Consider the following 18,252-nt stretch of genomic DNA (forward strand, 5'->3'; position numbering starts at 1 on the left):
CAGGATTGTGGTATGGTTAGCGGGCAAAATTAAACGCGATTAGTGATCAACATGAGTCTAACCAATAAAAAGATATTGCTGGGAATTGGCGGCGGCATTGCTGCCTATAAGTCTGCCGATCTGGTCCGCCGCCTGAAAGAACGCGGCGCAGATGTGCGTGTCGTCATGAGCCAAAGCGCGCAGGAATTTATCACGCCGCTGACCCTGCAGGCGCTATCGGGCCATCCCATTGCCACCGACCTGTTAGACCCGGCGGCCGAAGCCGCCATGGGGCATATAGAACTCGCCCGTTGGGCCGACTTAGTGTTAATCGCCCCGGCAACCGCCAACCTGATCGCCCGCATCAATGCCGGCATGGCCGATGAGTTGATCACCACCACCTGCCTGGCCACAGAAGCGCCTGTAGTGCTCTGCCCGGCGATGAATCAGCAGATGTATCGCAACGTCGCCACCCAGGACAATCTGGATAACCTGAGAAAGCGCGGCCTCACCATCTGGGGACCGGCTTCGGGTAGCCAGGCCTGTGGCGAAGTTGGCCCAGGCCGCATGGAGGAGCCCCTGGTGATCGCCGAGCGCGTCGAACACTTCTTTGCGCCGAAGCTGCTTCAGGGAATATCGATACTGCTGACGGCGGGCCCGACCCGCGAGGCGATCGATCCCGTGCGTTACATCTCTAACCACAGCTCGGGCAAGATGGGCTTTGCCCTGGCACGCGCGGCGGCCGAGATGGGCGCCAAGGTGACGCTGGTCTCCGGGCCGGTTAATATCGAGACGCCGATGAATGTCAATCGCCTCAACGTCGCCTCGACCCAGGAGATGCTCGACGCCGTGATGCAGCAGGTACACCACAGCGATATCTTTATCGGCTGCGCCGCGGTCTGCGACTATCGCACCGCGGATATTGCCGACGAGAAAATTAAGAAATCTGCCACAGAGATGTCACTTGCGCTTGTACGCAATCCTGATATCTTAGCCACGGTCGCGGCCCATGAGGTACGTCCATTCACGGTAGGATTTGCCGCCGAGACCCAGGATGTAGACCATTACGCCAAAGACAAGTTGACCCGCAAGAAACTGGATATGATCGCCGCCAATGACGTATCCGACCCGGCCATCGGCTTTAACAGCGATAGCAATGCCTTGAAGGTCTTCTGGCAAGGAGGCGAGCACGCCCTGCCCGCCACAGATAAATACACCCTGGCGAAACAACTACTCACCTTAATCGCACAGCAGATGAAGACAGCATGAAGACGCCCATAGAACTCAAGATCCTCGATTCTCGCATCGGCTCACAGTTTCCGCTTCCCGCCTACGCGACACCGGGCAGTGCAGGGATGGATCTGCGTGCCATGATAGAGACCACCATGGTGATTCAGCCGGGCGAAACCCAGCTAATCCCAACCGGGATTGCCGTGCATGTGGCAGATCCCAGCCTGGCGGCCGTCATCCTGCCGCGCTCAGGCATGGGCCACAAACATGGCATAGTGCTGGGCAACCTAGTCGGTCTTATCGACTCTGACTATCAGGGCCCCCTGATGGTCTCTTGCTGGAACCGCAGCAGCGAGCCCTTCACCTTGGAGATTGGCGATCGCCTGGCACAACTCGTGTTTGTGCCTGTGGTACAAGCCGAATTTAAATTGGTCGACGAATTCGACACCTCAGATCGAGGCGAAGGCGGTTTCGGCCACTCAGGTACTCGATAATTAGGTACCTATTAGCCAAATTCTCGATAACACGGCACTCAATCCTCGACACGCCGCATAGAATAATTAGAGAGTCATGGGCAGCGCCTGCCCATCGGCTCCTGTAGTAATTAAGTAAAGGATACTTAGATGGCTGCAAGCCCTAAAATCAACCGACGCGAACATATTCTTCAATGTCTGGCCACCATGCTAGAAACAAGTCCCGGCCAACGAATCACCACGGCAAAACTTGCCGCTGAGGTGGGCGTGTCTGAGGCGGCGCTTTATCGCCACTTTCCCAGCAAGGCGAGAATGTTCGAGGGGCTAATCGACTTTATCGAAGAGTCACTGTTGTCGCGCATCAATCTCATCATGGATGAAGAGAAAGACACCATGAGACGCTGTCAGTTGCTGCTGCAACTCTTGCTGGTATTTGCCGAGCGCAACCCAGGGATCTCCCGCGTACTCAACGGCGACGCCCTATTGGGAGAGAATGAGCGACTGCGTAACCGTACCGGCCAGATCTTCTCCAAAGTTGAGACTCACCTGAAACAGATCCTCAGAGAGAAGACTCTCAGAGAAGGCAAAGGCTTTAACCTGGACGAGGCAATCCTGGCTAACCTGCTGCTGGCCGTGGCCGAAGGCCGCATCGCCCAATTCGTGCGCAGCGACTTCAAAAACAAACCCACCGAACACTTTGCCGAGCAGTGGCAGTTTATTCAGCAGCAGCTACTTCAGAGTTAACTAATATCAATAAAAACAGCGACCTGTAATACACGGGTCGCCGTGTTTTTCTAGACAAAAGTATTGCACTCGTAAATCCATTGTTTTACCCTCATTGGCGCAACAACCCCACAAAAACTCTATAACAATTGTGCGTACAAGGATGTTATATGAAACTAATTCAGTCGTTTAGTTTAGCCTGCCTCTGCCTTATCAGTAGCCAAGCCACGGCTTCAAACAAAGATATTACCGAGCTTTTTAGCCGCTCAGCCGAATTTTCTAACGTGCAGATCTCCCCCGACGGAGACTACCTCAGCGCCATCACCTCCCACGAAGGTAAGCATATGCTGATGATTCTGGACGCCAAAACCAAGAAACCGACCAATGTGGTTCGCTTTCCGGACAACGCCCAGGTAGGGCAATACGTTTGGGTTAACAATGAGCGTGTCGTGCTGGCTAAGGAATACCTAAAAGGCTGGAGCGACCATCCCATCTATTATGGTGAGCTGATGGCTGTCAATGCCGATGGTTCTAAGCCAACCTATCTTTTCGGTTATAAAGGCGGTGAGCAACAAACGGGTTCTCGCATCAAGAAAAATACAGCGATACAAGCCACAGCCTATATTCTCGATCCTATGCCTGAAGATGATCGCTACATGCTCATCCAAGCGCTCCCTTGGGGTTCCGGCAGCGCAAACACAATGGAGAATCTTCAGCAGGTTTATAGAGTCGATGTCTACAAGGGAACACGTAGAAAAATTGCGACCTCACCTATCTCCTACGCTCGATTTCTGCCGGATCATGATGGCGAAGTTCGCTTTGTCAGTGGTACCCGCGACTACGTCAGTTCCCAGCTCTATTACCGCAAAGACGATGAATGGGTAGACACAGATAAGCTGAATTTAAATCTCGATGATATTACTCCTATCGCCTTCGGTGATGATGAGAACAGTGTCTATGTACTCGGCAGCGAAAACGGTAAACCTAAAGGGGTCTATTTAGTCGATATCAAGAACGGTAAAAAGCAGCTTATTAGCCAGGACAAGGTGGTCGATCCTAGCAATGTTTGGATCAACCGCGTCAACAAGCAACTCTACGCCGTAGAATATGAAAATGGCTATCCTACCTATGAGTTTGTCGATAATGATGAAAAACTGGCCACCACACTGAAACAGCTACTCACCGCACTGCCTGGCCATCAAGTTCATCTCGTCAGCCAGACCAACGACATGAGCAAACTGATCATCAAGGCTTTCAACGATAGAAATCCTGGCGACTACTACATATTCGATGCCACCAGCAAGAAACTTGAATATCTAGTCTCACAAAAGAAATGGTTAGATCCCGATAAGATGGCCGAGATGAAGCCAATAAGCTTCACCGCCAGAGACGGTAAAGTGATCAACGGTTATCTCACACTGCCCTATGGGAAAGAGGCTAAGAATCTGCCGCTCGTGGTCAATCCTCACGGCGGTCCTCATGGTCCAAGAGACTGGTGGGGCTTTGACGACCAAAACCAGTTGATCGCTAGTCAAGGCGCGGCCGTGCTGCAGGTAAACTTTCGCGGTTCGGGCGGCTATGGTAAAGCATTTGAGCATGCTGGCCACCAGAAATGGGGCTCGGAAATCCAGTACGATATTATCGATGCCACCAAACATGTCATCGAACAAGGCATAGTGGACAAAGAGCGAATCTGTATTGTCGGTGGCAGTTTCGGTGGATACTCGGCGCTACAAAGCCCAATCCTGGCACCGGATCTCTTTAAGTGCGCCATAGGCTTCGCCGGTGTCTATGATCTCGAGTTGATGTTCAGCGAAGGGGACGTACAGGGCCGCCGCGCGGGTGAGCGCTACCTGAAGCAGGTACTGGGTGAAAACCAAGCCATGCTTGAGCAGATGTCACCCAGCAAGAACGTCGATAAGCTTAAGGTCAACTTGCTGCTGGTGCACGGCGGTGAAGATGAGCGAGCGCCAATCGAACAGCTCGAAGCGCTTGAAGAGGGGCTCAAGAAACACAACTACCCTTATCAGAAACTGGTCATGGACGATGAGGGCCATGGCTTCTATAACGATGAACATAGGGCGAAATACTACCGCCAGATGATGAGCTTCCTCAAAGACAACCTTAAGCTCTAAACCCCATAAAAACCCCAAAAGCCGATTGCCACAATCGGCTTTTTTGTTAATCCCCTAGTAATTCTGGGTATAAATTACCCGCAATTCAGGGTATCCTCCCTGACCCGCCGCCCTATGTTTACTGGCGCCGGACAGGCTATAATGAATATCTTAAAGGTTAATTTGTTAAAAACATTAGTAAATTAACCTTACTGAATAGACCACTATCTGATGGTGGAGGACACGATGGCATTAAGTGAAGCAGCACAGCAGGTGCAAACTGCATTATTAGAGCGCGGTCTCGAGACGCCCATGGTCCCGTGCGGACTGAGCAGCGAGGCGCGCAAGGAAAAGATTGAGCACCATATGCGCGAGATCTTAACCTTAATGTCACTGGATCTGCGCGACGACAGCCTGGTCGAGACCCCTAAGCGTATCGCCAAGATGTATGTCGATGAGATCTTCTCGGGCCTGGATTACGAGAACTTCCCCAAGATCACGGTTATCGAAAACAAGATGGGCTTCGATGAGATGGTCAAGGTCAACGACATCAGCCTCACCAGCACCTGTGAGCACCACCTGGTGACCATAGACGGCGTAGCTACCGTGGCCTACCTGCCGCGCAAGAACATCATAGGCCTGTCTAAGATCAACCGTATCGTGCGCTTCTTTGCCCAGCGCCCACAGGTGCAGGAGCGCCTGACACAACAGGTTTTGGTGGCGCTGCAGACACTGCTTGAGACAAAAGATGTGGCAGTCAAGATGGATGCGGTGCACTACTGCGTTAAATCCCGCGGCGTGATGGACTCTACCAGCACCACAACCACCACGGCCCTGGGCGGCATCTTCAAGTCGAATCCGGCCACCCGCGCCGAGTTCCTGAGTAATTAAACCATGTTGGTTTAAGCATATTCCGCCCAATAAAAAACGCTGCCTAGGCAGCGTTTTTTTGTATCACAACAATTGGTACCGATTAGATACCGTATTGGTCGCGATAGGCGCTCACCGCTGCCAACTGCGCTTCCATGCCTGGTTTTTCCGACAGGTAGTTGATCAGATCTTCCAGCTTGATGATAGAGACGATATTGCAGCCGAAATCGCGCTCGACTTCCTGGATTGCCGACAGCTCGCCCTTGCCTTTCTCCTGACGATCCAGCGCAATCAACACACCCGCCAACTCGGCATTGTGGGCCTCGATAATCTCCATAGATTCGCGAATCGCGGTACCAGCGGTGATCACATCGTCCACCAGCATCACACGGCCCTTAAGCTCGCTGCCCACCAGACTGCCACCCTCGCCGTGATCTTTCTTCTCCTTACGGTTAAAGCAGTAAGGCATGTCGATATCATGGTGATCGCACAGAGCCACCGCCGTGGTGGTCGCAATAGGGATACCCTTGTAGGCAGGGCCGAACAGCAGGTCATATTCGATACCCGAATCCACCAGCGCCGCCGCATAGAAGCGACCCAGACGCGCCAGATCACGCCCGGTATTAAACAGGCCAGCATTAAAGAAGTAAGGGCTAGTGCGGCCTGACTTTAACGTAAATTCGCCAAAACGTAATACCTGACGCTCAAGGGCAAACTCAATAAACTCACGTTGATAGGCTTTCACAATCTCTCCTTTTTAAAATGTAGGGGTACGCTCAATTCGATTTAAAAAAAGGACCCCGTAGGGTCCTGATCAACAAAATAATGATTAACTCAATGCCGCCTTCTGCACATCGACGATCTCGCGAATGCCGTGCTTGGCCAGATCCAGCAGACTCAGCAGCTCTTCATGGCTAAAGGGTTCGCCCTCGGCTGTACCCTGAATCTCGATGATTTTACCTGTCTCTGTCATCACCACGTTCATATCGGTCTCTGCGGCGCTATCTTCCACATACTCGAGATCGCAGATAGGCTCGCCCTTGTAGATGCCTACACTCACGGCGGCAATCAAAAACTTAAGTGGGTTGGTCTTGATCAGTCCCTTACCACGGGCCCAGTTAAGCGCGTCAACCAGCGCCACACAGGCACCGGTAATGGCTGCAGTGCGGGTGCCACCATCGGCCTGGATCACGTCACAGTCGATGACGATAGTGTTTTCACCCAGTGCCTTCATATCTACCGCGGCGCGCAGAGCACGGCCGATAAGACGCTGAATCTCCTGGGTACGTCCAGACTGTTTACCACGGGCAGCCTCGCGATCCATACGGCTGTGGGTCGAGCGTGGCAGCATGCCATATTCGGCGGTTACCCAACCTTGGCCCTGACCTTTCAGGAAACGTGGCACCCCTTCGGTGAAGCTCGCGGTGCACAGCACCTTAGTCTCGCCAAATTCGATTAATACAGAACCTTCTGCATGGGCTGTGAACTGTCGCGTAATGGTTACCGGACGAGATTGAGCTGGGGTTCTGTCACTTGGGCGCATTGGCATTTCCTGTTTGAAATAGAGATAAGCAGATTTGGCTGCATATTATAGGGGCTTGCGCGCTTCGATGCCATGTTAATCATGACCGAAAGCGTAAAGGGAGGAGAGTTTGCTTTAACCCTGCAACTCATCGGACTATAATCCAAGGTCACTAAATCGATTTAAACTATTGGAATTACCCATGATCCAAAGCATGACAGCCTATGCTCGCATCGAGCACAAAGCACAATGGGGCACCGCCTCCTGGGAGATCCGTTCGGTCAATCAACGTTACCTGGAAACCTACCTGCGACTGCCAGAACAGCTGCGCAGCCTAGAGCCTGTCCTCAGAGACCGTCTGCGTAAACGTTTAAATCGCGGCAAGATTGAGGTCAACCTACGTTACGATCTCGGTGAAGATAAAAATAGCGACCTACAGCTTAACCAAGCCTTGGCCAGTCAGATCATTCAGGCGGCCAACTGGGTCAAGCAGGAAGCCGGTCAAGGCGAGATCAACATTGTCGACGTGCTGCGCTGGCCAGGCGTGATGTCAGGCAGCGAGCAGGACATGGATGCCATAGGCAAAGAGCTACTCTCCGCCTTCGACAGCGCGGTCGATCAGTTCATCGAGGCCCGTGGTCGTGAGGGGGAAGCGATCAAGGCAATGCTGGAAACCCGCCTGCAGGCCATCGAGGAACAAGTAGCCATCGTTCGCGAGCACATGCCTACTGTGATGCAGTGGCAGCGCGACAAACTCACCAACCGTTTAGCCGAGATCCAGGGCGAACTGGATCCCGCCCGCCTGGAACAGGAGATGGTACTGCTGGCGCAGAAAATGGACGTCGCCGAAGAGATGGACAGACTCGACGCCCACGTCGCCGAGACCCGCCGCATCCTCAAGAAAGGCGGCGCCCAGGGCCGACGCCTAGACTTCATGATGCAGGAGTTCAACCGCGAGTCCAACACCCTGGCCTCCAAGTCTATCAGCTCAGAGGTCACCGCCGCCGCAGTAGAACTCAAAGTGCTTATCGAGCAGATGCGAGAACAGATCCAGAACGTGGAATAGTATTTCACAAAGTAAAGACATAAATTAAAATGTTTATAAAACAGGAGAATAGCCCACATTAAGATGTAATGATATTTTACAACATCTTCTTTAAGTGCATTTTAATGGTGACAGATACGGTGGCAGATTTTCTATAATCATGTAGGATGTAGAAATCTGTCACCTTTTTATATCTGCCTTATGAATGACGCTCAACTAAAATCCAAACTTAGAGAAGGGACTGCTGGCAAGTTCAATGTTGACAGGGGGCTGTATTTTCGAGTCACTCCAGAAGGTACAGGCTTCTGGATTGTCCGTTATACGATCAATAGCAAAAGACGTGAACTTACAATCGGTCGCTACGGTAAGCCTCCTGAAGGCTTAAGCCTAGCAAATGCAAAACTTAAAGCTGCTATTGTTAGGGCACAAGTGAATGAAGGTGTAGATCCAATAGCAGAAAAGAAACGCTCCTCATTAGTAAATCTGAACACTGTTAACGATATTGCTCTAGACTGGTTAGAAGGTTGCAAAAAGAGGCTAGAGAACCCGCAGATACCCGAAAGAGTCTACAGGAAAGATATCGCACCAAAGATTGGTGACTTACCGATAGGGAGAGTTAGCCCAAGAGACATATTGGGCATAATCCGAGGCATCGATAATAGTGGACGACCAACAATCGCCAACGATGCTCTTGTCTACTGTAAGCAAATTTTTAACCACGCAATAAAACTAGGGCTTATTGATTTCAATGTAGCTTCAGCATTCACAAGCAAAGATGCAGGTGGAACCGAAAAGTCGCGTATCCGCGCCTTATCTTTCGACGAAGTAAGATCCGTTTTTCACGTTTTCTCAGAAAACAGCCAACAATTTACACGAGAAAATTATATAGCCTGTTTGCTACTAATATGCCTAGGAACTAGAAAAGGTGAGCTGATAGCTGCCCAGTGGAAAGAGTTTGATTTTGACAACCTCATTTGGACCTTGGATAAAAACAGAACAAAAACAGGTGTTGAGATAAAAATTCCTATTCCTGCAAAACTGCTCCCCTATTTCGAAGAGCTAAAAGTACGATCTTGTGAATCTGACTATCTGTTCCCTGCACGAAGAGCAAGTAAAAAAAGAGCTTACATTTCGCATGACACTTTGAACCACGCTTTAGCTAAACTATTCGGAATGAAAGTCGATTCAAATAAAAGCCCACTAGCCAACAAGCTACAGCAAGCTGGCGTAGAGCACTTTGTAATACACGATTTACGAAGAACTTGCAGAAGCTTACTTGCGGAGCTATCAGTTCCCTCACACATTGCAGAAAGGTGCTTAAACCACAAACTTCGTGGTGTTGAAGGTATTTATGACCGTTATGACTATTTCGACGAGAGGAAAGCGGCTCTAGATGCTCTAGCGACAAAAATCATAGAGTCCTTAAATCAACAATAGGGTTTTCATCGTCTTGAATCATTGAGAAGTACTTTGCCTGCCAGGCATCTATTTCTGATAGTTCCCTATGTTTTGCTGCTTTCCTAATCAAACAAAACTGGCCTTCTCGAATTAGAGTGTACGTAATTAGATGTAGATTTTCCATTGACAAACTACAGTCTATATTAACATCACCCAATGTAATACGTGCGGCATTTTCAATATTAGTTAATGACAGATCAAAATTAAACGATTGATTTCCATCAACCGATAACAAGCTTATGGTATGTTCAAAACGTCTAACAATATTGATCATATAACCAAAGTAAAGCTCCAAGTCAGGAATTGTAAGATTTCCTGAAAAAATTTTGATCTCGATGCATTCCTCAATTAGCTTAATCTCATTTCTAAATCTTTTTTGTATACTATGACGCCTTGACCAACCTTCTAATAACTCGCATCTTTCATTAAAAGCATCTTCGACTGTTTTTCCACTTTTTTTAGTGAGAATATTCAGCTTATTCAGCAACTCTTTTTTATCTTTCACGCTCTTCACATTCACGGCTTCCACATCGTGGATATACTTATCAAAAAGCTTAAGGTTGAGATAAGAGCTATTTATTATTCTTTGCATTCTTCGAATTGCACTTTCTCGAAGATTGCTCTCCTCAGGCTCAAGAACCTCACTGCTTTTAGGCTTCAAATGCTGAATACAACGAGTATGTTCGGAAGAAGCAAGTGGTTGAGAACAAAGCATACAAGCAACTTTATAAGAAAAGTAAGATTGAGCTTGAGATTGCTTTCTAATGTATCTCTCAGGTCTTACTTTATACTTGCTTATCACAGTAGCTACACTTCTTAATAACTCTCCTATAGATTGTAATTCCAGAAAGAATTCTTCCTTTAGGTTAAAAAACACTTCTTTCAGTACATACTTAATAAGTTTATCTATTTTAATAATAGCGATATCTATATCACCGGAACAGGATGCCGAAATAAATGTCCCTAGGCTCTCCGAAAACAGTTTGTCATACTCTAATATAAATATTTCTTCCCTTTTCAACGCATCAGGAAGTGTAATTCGAATCTCTCTAAAAAATGTCCAATATCCAACACGCTTACCAACCATCGCTTTTTCCGTACAAGCAATATTATTCTTAGATGCAAATTTATCGAGCTCAATCAAGTGCTTAACGTGTTCTTCTGAATGGTGCAGCCCGCCGAAATTTACTAAATTTTTCTTAACCATAAAAAGTGTCCCGGTTTGGTTATGTGCTGAAAATTCATTCTCAATATACTCCACCTTGAACATTAACTGAAATTTCATGGTGGAGCATCAAATGAATATCAATCAAATAGTTAGACCGAATCAGTTAGCACATGATCTTGGAATTAGTCTCTGTACTCTATGGCGCTGGCGACAACAGGGGAAAATTCCTCAACCAATGCAGTTAGGTCCGAGATTAGTGGGCTGGAGAAGAGAAACCATCGAGGAATGGCTGAAAAGCCAAAATCAGGGATGACATTCAGACCCCACCCATCTTCGATGGTGCAGTCATGCCTAGCAATTGTCTTCAGACCCAAAGCTACAAATGCTTTGAGCTGATTTCAATGCTGTTGCAGTAAACAGAATTATTAACCCTATACCCCTCTTATTAAATATGATTTCAATGAAATCACAAAAGGTAAAAAATGAAACGATTTCAACATCAACAACAGAAGGCTATCACAGTCAGGTTCACAATTTCAGATTATTTAAAGATCGAACAGGAAGCTGAGCGAATCGGCTCAAATCTAGCAAATGTCCTTCGACAGTCTTGGTCAGCCTATAACAATAAAAACCAATTTAAAAGAGATTTAAAACACTTGGAAAATAACCTCTTAAGGCAAACCTTTGAGGTTTGCTGCGCGGTTCAGGGCTTAAACCCTATTGAACGAAAAGAAGCTCTTGATGAGCTAACCACACGCCTGAATGGAGATGCACAATGACTTTACCCGACCGATATCAAAGATGGGGATTAATTGTTTCATTATCAATTATTATCACTCTATTTATTTCATATTTTCTAACTATGTATACATGGAAGCTTGTAACGCCTTGGCCTAACCCCGAGGCTCACAGAAGAGTATTAGTAAGTATTTTTCATGATATTTTTAGCCAAGATTCAACCACACTAATAGCCTATATCGATTACCTCAAAAAAAATTACTGGCTTGATGATTTTTTCTTTCACCTGCTAGCACCTCTCATTATTAGTAGCTACTTAGCGAAGGAAATCACTATGGCGCTATTCTATGTTGATGGTGGGATTGATCCTGCTAGTCATGTACAAGGACCTAGACTTTATGTTGGTTATGAAGCATATAAGCATGCCAAAAAGTGCTTTCGACGCATGAAGGTAAAGTCAAACTCCCCCTTAAAAGTTCACAACCACATAGTACTCCCAGAGCAACTAGAAAGCGGGAATATCTTTGTAGTTGGAGCTCAAGGTTCAGGTAAAAGCACAGTAATTAAGCCATTAGTTCAACAGCTCAAATCTAAAAATACCAATGCTCTTATTTATGATGCCAAGCAAGAATATACACAGCTCTTCTTTGAAAACAGTGTTGTGTTAATTAATCCGTTGGACCAGCGTTCTATCTACTGGGATATTAGTGCTGACATTAACACCATCGAAGCAGCTCAAAGAGTCGCTGAGGCTTTTATACATGAGACTAGTGGTGATAAATACTGGACAGATGGAGCTAGGATCATTTTTGTTGGCATATTATTAACACTAATGAATACAGAAAAAAGCTGGGGCTGGGCAGACATACAGCTCCAATTAGCACAAGAAACAAGTAACTTAAAAGCAAACCTCTTTAAATATTATCCTGAAGCCGAAAAATTTATTGAGAAGGATAGTAAAACTACGCAAGGATTCATGACTGTACTCACAACACAATTAAGTTGGATTAGAACAGTGGCTCATTGCTGGAAGGTTGAGTCAAAGTTTAAATTTTCAATAAAAAAATGGTTGAAAGGAGACTATGGAAACCGCCAAGTTATTTTTCCTAACATTGCTCAATATTCCCACATTTCATCCCCACTATGTACTGCTGCAATCAGCCTACTAACAGATGAGCTGCTTAGCAAGGAGGACTCGAATAGACCTATTTGGTTAATTGTAGATGAACTAGCTGATTTACCTAGAACAGCAAGTATAACCAAATGGCTATCATTAGGCAGAAGCAAGGGAGCTAGAACAATTGCAGGCACGCAAAACATCAGCCAGATATATTCAAAATATGGTGATAAAGATGCAGAAACATTAATTAGTCTTTTTTCCAATTCCGTAACACTTAGAACAAATTCAGCAGATTCCGCAAGCCGATTATCCAAAAATATTGGTAACAGGGTAGTAAAGAGGTACACAGAATCATTTGACCGTGAAGGCAATAAAAGTCGGACTCTTCAGCAATCTGAAGAGCCTGTAGTTAGAACTGAACAGATAATGCAACTTCCCTTAGCTGATAGTGAGGGAGTAACAGGAGTTCTGAACGTTTCAGGTTGGAATGCCGCATATTGGTTGATCTGGCCTTATCCTAAACTAGAATTAATCGCAAAGGGATTTATTCCGAAAAGTGCTCCAGCTGAATCCACTATAAAAAAAAGTAATAGAAGAGGTTCAAGAGGGAGAGAGCAGTCATGCTAACTATTTCTCCTGTACGCAATATCAGCTACTACACCGATCTCGCCAAAGAAGATTACTACCTAGATGGTGGTGAGCCGAATGGTGAATGGACTGGTGTAGGTGCAAGGTTAATTGGGCTTACAGACAGTGTTGAAACAAACGATTATCTTAATATCATGAGGGGGCATACTCCAGATGGCCGATATGCCCTAAGGCAACAAAGCAGCCTAAAACAGAGAGCTGGTTGGGATCTAACCTTTAGTGCTCCTAAATCAGTTTCCATTGCGTGGGCGCGAGCTGATAAAGAGCTGAAAATAAGAATACAAAAGGCTCATCGACAAGCTGTTCTCAAGGCAGTTGAAAAGCTAGAACAGCATGCTGGATATACACGTATTGGTAAGAATGGCATACAGCAAGAGCGTACAACAGGCCTTGTCGCAAGCCTATTTGAGCATGCAACGAGTCGAGAGCAAGACCCCCAACTCCATACACATTGTCTTATTGCCAATGTCGCCCCACGAAATGATGGCTCTTGGGGAACGATAGACAGTCGACACTTTTATCTATGGCAAAAGGCTATCGGAACCTCATATCGTGCTGAATTAGCTTACCAGTTATGTAGTTTAGGTTTCGAAATCGAACGTGATAAAGAGTCATTTAAACTTCCCTGTATTCCTCAAAGCATATGTGATCTTTACTCAAAACGTTCAAAGGAAATCAAAGCAGAACTATCAAAATATGGTACTAAATCAAGCTCAAGTAAAGCTGGCGATATCGCAGTGTTAACAACAAGAAATAAGAAGGAAAATGTAGCAAGAAACACTCTATACCAACAATGGCATCAAGAACTCGATCTGCTCAACTTAAGCACAGAAAATTTGCTCACTAACATTGTTAATGAAAACAAACCAGAAAACATTCAAGTAGAGCATGGGAACCCAGAATTATCTGCTCAATTACTCGCAGAAAAATTGGGAGAATCAAAATCATCATTTACTCAGCAAGAAGTATATAGACAGGCTAATGAGCTCGCTCAATGCAGTACTGGAGGAATTTATATAGCGGAATTGATAGCCAGAAGCTTTATTGATGACGAGAAGACGATAGAGCTCGGTTTGGACCTCAAAGGGAGACAACTATTCACAACCACCTCAATTCTTGAAATGGAAACCCAAATGATTTCTCTGGCTAAAGACTTAGCTTCAAAAAAGTCGTTTAACTTAACCGAAAATATTATTAAATCAAATATGGAACAGCATCACTTTCAACTTAGTGAAGAACAACAAGAAGCTGTACATCAAGCTTGTCAACCTAGCTGTTTGTCCATTCTGCAAGGCTCTGCAGGCGCAGGGAAATCTGCATCTATGGATGTGGTAAGAAGAATATATCAGCAAAGTGGTTACCAAGTCATAGGCGCATCCATTGCTAAATCTGCGGCAAATAACTTAGCACTAGAGGCAAACATCGAAACTCATACCGTAGCCAAACTAATAAAAGATGTAGAAAATAAGCGTATGGCTCTTTCTAATAAACTGATTTTGATAGATGAAGCAGGCCAAGTCAGCACTAAAGATCTTCTAAAACTCATCAAGTTATCTACACAGCATAATTGCAAGTTACTACTTGTTGGTGAGGACAAACAACTAGATGCCATTGAGCATGCTGGAGCACTTAGATACCTTTCACGACCAGAAGTGATAGGAACGACAAGAATTGAGACGATAAGAAGACAACGAGCAGAATGGTCAAAAAAAGTCGTTGCAGATCTTAGAGATGGTCGCTCCCTGCAAGCCCTTAATGAATTAGATAATCGAGGGCTTGTTGATTTTTCGACAGATGCCGAAACTGCCAAAAACGCATTAATAAAAAAGTGGAATCGCTATCGAAAATCTCAACCCAATAAACAATCTTTACTGTTAGCTCATAAATGGTCGGATGTAATGGATTTAAATGCAAAGGCAAGAGGCGCCTTGCAAGCTGAAGGCAGACTCCAAGCCCAACAAGTTAAAATGAAGTGTGCTATCAGCAACAAGGTGTTCACCCAACAGTTTGCTATAGGAGAAAAAATCAGGTTAACAAAGAATGACTATAAAATGGGACTAACTAATGGAGATTTAGGGACAGTAACAAACATTGTCACAGGCCAAGACGGAGAGACCGTTTTCGAAGTGTTACTAGACTCTGGTAAACAGCTGAACATAAACACATCTAGTTATTGCAGTTCTGAGGGCAACTGCTACATAGCTCAAGCATATGCAATGACTGTATATTCCAGTCAGGGTCTAACAATAGATGGTGACACCTTCATTTATTACACATCTGGAATGGATAGAGCAAACAGTTATGTCGCTGGCAGCAGACATAAAGACAATAGCCATTGGTTTTTCAATAGTAAAGAACTTGTTCCAAATGAAGAAGTTGACATAAAATCTCTAACAAAAAAGCATTTCCTTAACAAAGCATCTAAAACCATGAGCTTACACAGTAAAACGATACTAGCAAATGCTCTCCATGAATCCCAACCTAGTCTACCAAGAGCTCTGATGGAGAGGAGCTAAGCCTTTGAGCGGAGGAGAAACGGGTCATGCTAGTTTTATGAGAACAATGACATCCCCACCTTTTAGTGTAATGACGGGTAAGTGAACAGCTTTTGTACTATGTTTACATCACAGTACAAATAAAAGCTCCCGATGGGTTGACCTGCAATTCGCAAAGTTTTATTGACTGGGCTGTCAACAACAGGGTAGAATCGGCGTAAATTCGCGAACTGTTTTCGGTTTGCGTCAACAGATAAGGAGTTCGCTATGCCGCAGTGGTTAATTGATGCATTACGAAGTCATGAATTTACTGCAGATGAAAAAGCATCTATCGCTGGTGATGTTGTAGAAACTGCTGCAGTACGCAGCCAGCAAGCAGCAAGTGTTAAGCCAACTGAGGCTGACCGACAACGTCGTTACAATATGTAATGTAAAACGGAATTTGAATAAAGCGACTCTAGGGTCGCTTTTTTTGTACTGGAACACACATGAAAGCACCTTTCTTCGTATCATCTTTTAATAGAAATGTTGATAACTTCGCCTTAAGTAACCTGATCAAACAAACCGTCAACGTCCAATTAGAGGATGTTACTCTCAAAAAGCAGCTAGCTAGCATTACAAAAATTCTCAGCGAACTTAACGCCAAAACTATGGTTTGCGAAAACCAATATACGGATAACGGCTACCTCGAAGACTACTTAAATTACTATGTTGGATGTCATGAAAATTACTCCAGAACTTGTAGTAGAATTCATTTCTTCGACGGTGATTTTGACTATGATAGATTTGAACAAGTTATAGTAAACTCGACAGATAACGCTGAATCCTTAGGTAATTACTTAGGCTTTATGGTTGTTAAGCCCATCCCAATGACATTTATTGGTAGAACATGTTTAAAGCTTCCTGAAAGCTATGCATATCCAGCTCATACGGTAATCACTAGAGAGTATACTGCTGACCTATTCGGACTAAAGCTAACAGTTTCGTCTTTAGCATTTCAGGAACAGGATAGAGTCGTTGCGGCCTGCAGTAGTTCATCTATATGGTGTTTACTTCATGCTCTAAAGTTAAGGCGAATTAAATCACCTGCACAGATAACGATGGCTGCGACAGAAAGTAGTAAGATCATTAATACATTTCCTAGCTCAGGACTCAATACAGCAGAAATAGAAAGAGCACTTGAATATTTTGATTTAAGACAGCACCAAATAAGTCCGCATGCTTCGTCAAGCCAAAATTTACTTTTGCTTAAAGAAGTAGTTCAAACATATATAGATAGTAATATCCCACTTATCTTAGGTGTGGAGTGCCAAAAAAAACAACCTAATATGCCATATATAACTGCTGGCGAGCATGCTGTCACGATTATTGGTTACGGGAACAATAAAAGCGGCGAGATGGATAAACTGATTGTCCATGATGATCGGAGTGGTCCTTTTTCAATTTTAAGATTTGTTCCGGATTACACAATAAAAAGTACAGAGGAGAAAGTTACTGTTCTCATATCTGAAGAGTTTTATGTTGATACTACAGTAATTACGGCTCATGAATACCCAGAAGTAATGGTCTATAACAACTTGATTATTGCTACTGACCCAAGAGTCAGAATTGGTTTTGACCCGATAGCACAGACAGTTGATGGTATCGCCACTTTATTAAGTTCAACTTTTGCTATACTAGCATCGACTTTACCCGGCCCATTGAGAGCAGTTGTTACATCAAAGGTAAAATTACAGAAGAGTTCTAACTATAAGCAAAAAGTCAAAAGTAAATGTGTAAGTAATAAATCTGAAATTTTAACTCGCAACTTCCCCAAATATCTTTGGATTGGTGAATACTCAGTAAATGGCACACCTCTCTTTGATTTGATTTTTGATTCTACTAATTTGCCTCAAGGCGAAGCTTATTTATGTTCAGCTTTCTATGATGATTCCGCCCAAGAAATACTAACTAAGCTGGCAACCGAACATTACGATGATGTTATAGCCAAAAGGGAAGAATACACTAACCATTCTCCAGACTTCATTCACCAAGTATTGAGAGTTATTAAGTCTAAAAATAAACCAAATCGGTTTTTCAATTATTTAGACGAGGTTTTTGGCAGAGCTTGGATGCCCCAACTAATAAAAAATACTGAAATTGCTAACAAACAGCTTAACGAGCAGGATCGCAGACTGGTTTTACAACACTCTTTTGATAACAAGAATCAAATTACAAATGATCGATTTAAAGCTTTACTCGATATTCAGACTATCAGAACCTACACATGGAAAAAGGAACCAGAACCGAAGGAAGAAATTGAGGCTAGATGGTTAATATGGGTAATTTCTGAGTATGGTGCTTTGTTCATCGGTGAAGATAGCGATGAAACAGGTCATCCAACATTAACAGGAGCAAGACCCGCAAGAATAGGGGGAGAGTTTATTCAAAGACCAGAAGATCCTAACACCATTTTTGTCAATTGCTTTTCTGGTCGTTACTCAAAGAATTTTGCTAACAAGCCTGAAAAAGAGATTTTTCTGAACAATGCTATGACCAAAATATCCGATATACTTGGTGGAAATGGCTACACTTTCGTACTAGACGAACGACTTCATACTAAATAATAAAATAGCAATTTTGAGTTGTGATGATAGCTCAAAATTGCCTATCTTATTTAGTATTAATAT

The 18,252-nt window shown here is 44.8% G+C and carries 16 protein-coding genes; 13 read left to right on the forward strand and 3 right to left on the reverse strand.

Going from position 1 to position 18,252, the window contains the following annotated elements; all coding sequences use genetic code 11:
• Window positions 1-51 precede the first annotated feature (51 nt).
• From coaBC to folE, 5 genes are all read left to right on the forward strand, one after another.
• The gene (gene coaBC, locus K0H81_RS18155) at window positions 52-1,248 is read left to right on the forward strand and encodes a bifunctional phosphopantothenoylcysteine decarboxylase/phosphopantothenate--cysteine ligase CoaBC (RefSeq protein WP_220059228.1); all 1,197 of its coding nucleotides are present in this window, start codon (window positions 52-54) and stop codon (window positions 1,246-1,248) included.
• Window positions 1,245-1,703 carry a dUTP diphosphatase gene (gene dut, locus K0H81_RS18160; protein ID WP_144201696.1) on the forward strand — a complete coding sequence of 153 codons (459 nt, stop codon included), beginning with the start codon at window positions 1,245-1,247 and terminating at the stop codon, window positions 1,701-1,703. The genes coaBC and dut overlap by 4 nt, the downstream gene beginning before the upstream one ends.
• Window positions 1,704-1,832: 129 nt before the next feature.
• The gene (gene slmA / locus K0H81_RS18165; RefSeq protein ID WP_011867279.1) at window positions 1,833-2,426 is read left to right on the forward strand and encodes a nucleoid occlusion factor SlmA; all 594 of its coding nucleotides are present in this window, start codon (window positions 1,833-1,835) and stop codon (window positions 2,424-2,426) included.
• Window positions 2,427-2,575: 149 nt separating this feature from the next.
• On the forward strand, window positions 2,576-4,540 hold the full coding sequence (locus K0H81_RS18170; RefSeq protein ID WP_220059229.1) for an alpha/beta hydrolase family protein: 1,965 nt from the start codon (window positions 2,576-2,578) through the stop codon (window positions 4,538-4,540).
• Window positions 4,541-4,765: 225 nt separating this feature from the next.
• Window positions 4,766-5,410: a GTP cyclohydrolase I FolE gene (gene folE, locus K0H81_RS18175; protein ID WP_041508989.1), complete on the forward strand. Its 645-nt coding sequence runs from the start codon at window positions 4,766-4,768 to the stop codon at window positions 5,408-5,410.
• A gap of 82 nt (window positions 5,411-5,492) precedes the next feature.
• Here the strand turns inward: folE and pyrE are convergent, their stop codons facing one another.
• Both pyrE and rph read right to left on the reverse strand, forming a co-directional pair.
• Complete coding sequence (gene pyrE / locus K0H81_RS18180; protein WP_220059230.1) at window positions 5,493-6,134, reverse strand: orotate phosphoribosyltransferase; 642 nt, start codon at window positions 6,132-6,134, stop codon at window positions 5,493-5,495.
• 84 nt (window positions 6,135-6,218) lie between these two features.
• Window positions 6,219-6,932 carry a ribonuclease PH gene (gene rph, locus K0H81_RS18185; protein ID WP_011867283.1) on the reverse strand — a complete coding sequence of 238 codons (714 nt, stop codon included), beginning with the start codon at window positions 6,930-6,932 and terminating at the stop codon, window positions 6,219-6,221.
• A 181-nt stretch (window positions 6,933-7,113) separates the two neighbouring features.
• Here rph and K0H81_RS18190 point away from each other — a divergent pair, with 181 nt between their 5' ends.
• Together K0H81_RS18190 and K0H81_RS18195 are read left to right on the forward strand one after the other, a co-directional pair.
• Window positions 7,114-7,977 carry a YicC/YloC family endoribonuclease gene (locus tag K0H81_RS18190; RefSeq protein ID WP_220059231.1) on the forward strand — a complete coding sequence of 288 codons (864 nt, stop codon included), beginning with the start codon at window positions 7,114-7,116 and terminating at the stop codon, window positions 7,975-7,977.
• 180 nt (window positions 7,978-8,157) lie between these two features.
• The gene (locus K0H81_RS18195) at window positions 8,158-9,393 is read left to right on the forward strand and encodes a tyrosine-type recombinase/integrase (protein ID WP_220059232.1); all 1,236 of its coding nucleotides are present in this window, start codon (window positions 8,158-8,160) and stop codon (window positions 9,391-9,393) included.
• Here the strand turns inward: K0H81_RS18195 and K0H81_RS18200 are convergent.
• On the reverse strand, window positions 9,368-10,699 hold the full coding sequence (locus K0H81_RS18200; protein ID WP_220059233.1) for a hypothetical protein: 1,332 nt from the start codon (window positions 10,697-10,699) through the stop codon (window positions 9,368-9,370). The two genes, K0H81_RS18195 and K0H81_RS18200, sit on opposite strands and share 26 nt — an antisense overlap.
• A 13-nt stretch (window positions 10,700-10,712) precedes the next feature.
• Between K0H81_RS18200 and K0H81_RS20330 the strand changes: the two genes are divergently transcribed.
• The 6 genes from K0H81_RS20330 (at window position 10,713) to K0H81_RS18230 (ending at window position 18,189) form a co-directional block, all read left to right on the forward strand.
• Window positions 10,713-10,895 carry a helix-turn-helix transcriptional regulator gene (locus K0H81_RS20330; protein WP_220059234.1) on the forward strand — a complete coding sequence of 61 codons (183 nt, stop codon included), beginning with the start codon at window positions 10,713-10,715 and terminating at the stop codon, window positions 10,893-10,895.
• 169 nt (window positions 10,896-11,064) lie between these two features.
• The gene (locus K0H81_RS18210) at window positions 11,065-11,361 is read left to right on the forward strand and encodes a hypothetical protein (protein ID WP_220059235.1); all 297 of its coding nucleotides are present in this window, start codon (window positions 11,065-11,067) and stop codon (window positions 11,359-11,361) included.
• Window positions 11,358-13,067, forward strand: a complete 1,710-nt coding sequence (locus K0H81_RS18215) for a type IV secretion system DNA-binding domain-containing protein (RefSeq protein WP_220059236.1) — start codon at window positions 11,358-11,360, stop codon at window positions 13,065-13,067. Before K0H81_RS18210 ends, K0H81_RS18215 begins: the two co-directional genes overlap by 4 nt.
• The gene (gene mobF / locus K0H81_RS18220; RefSeq protein WP_220059237.1) at window positions 13,061-15,604 is read left to right on the forward strand and encodes a MobF family relaxase; all 2,544 of its coding nucleotides are present in this window, start codon (window positions 13,061-13,063) and stop codon (window positions 15,602-15,604) included. Before K0H81_RS18215 ends, mobF begins: the two co-directional genes overlap by 7 nt.
• Before the next feature lie 246 nt (window positions 15,605-15,850).
• A complete protein-coding gene (locus K0H81_RS18225) occupies window positions 15,851-16,012 on the forward strand; it encodes a hypothetical protein (protein WP_220059238.1) in 162 nt (53 codons plus the stop codon).
• 59 nt (window positions 16,013-16,071) lie between these two features.
• Window positions 16,072-18,189, forward strand: a complete 2,118-nt coding sequence (locus tag K0H81_RS18230) for a C39 family peptidase (protein WP_258406331.1) — start codon at window positions 16,072-16,074, stop codon at window positions 18,187-18,189.
• Window positions 18,190-18,252: the final 63 nt, after the last annotated feature.

Origin of the sequence: Shewanella halotolerans, from assembly GCF_019457535.1 — a bacterium.
In the GTDB taxonomy this organism is placed as follows: Bacteria; Pseudomonadota; Gammaproteobacteria; order Enterobacterales; family Shewanellaceae; genus Shewanella; species Shewanella halotolerans.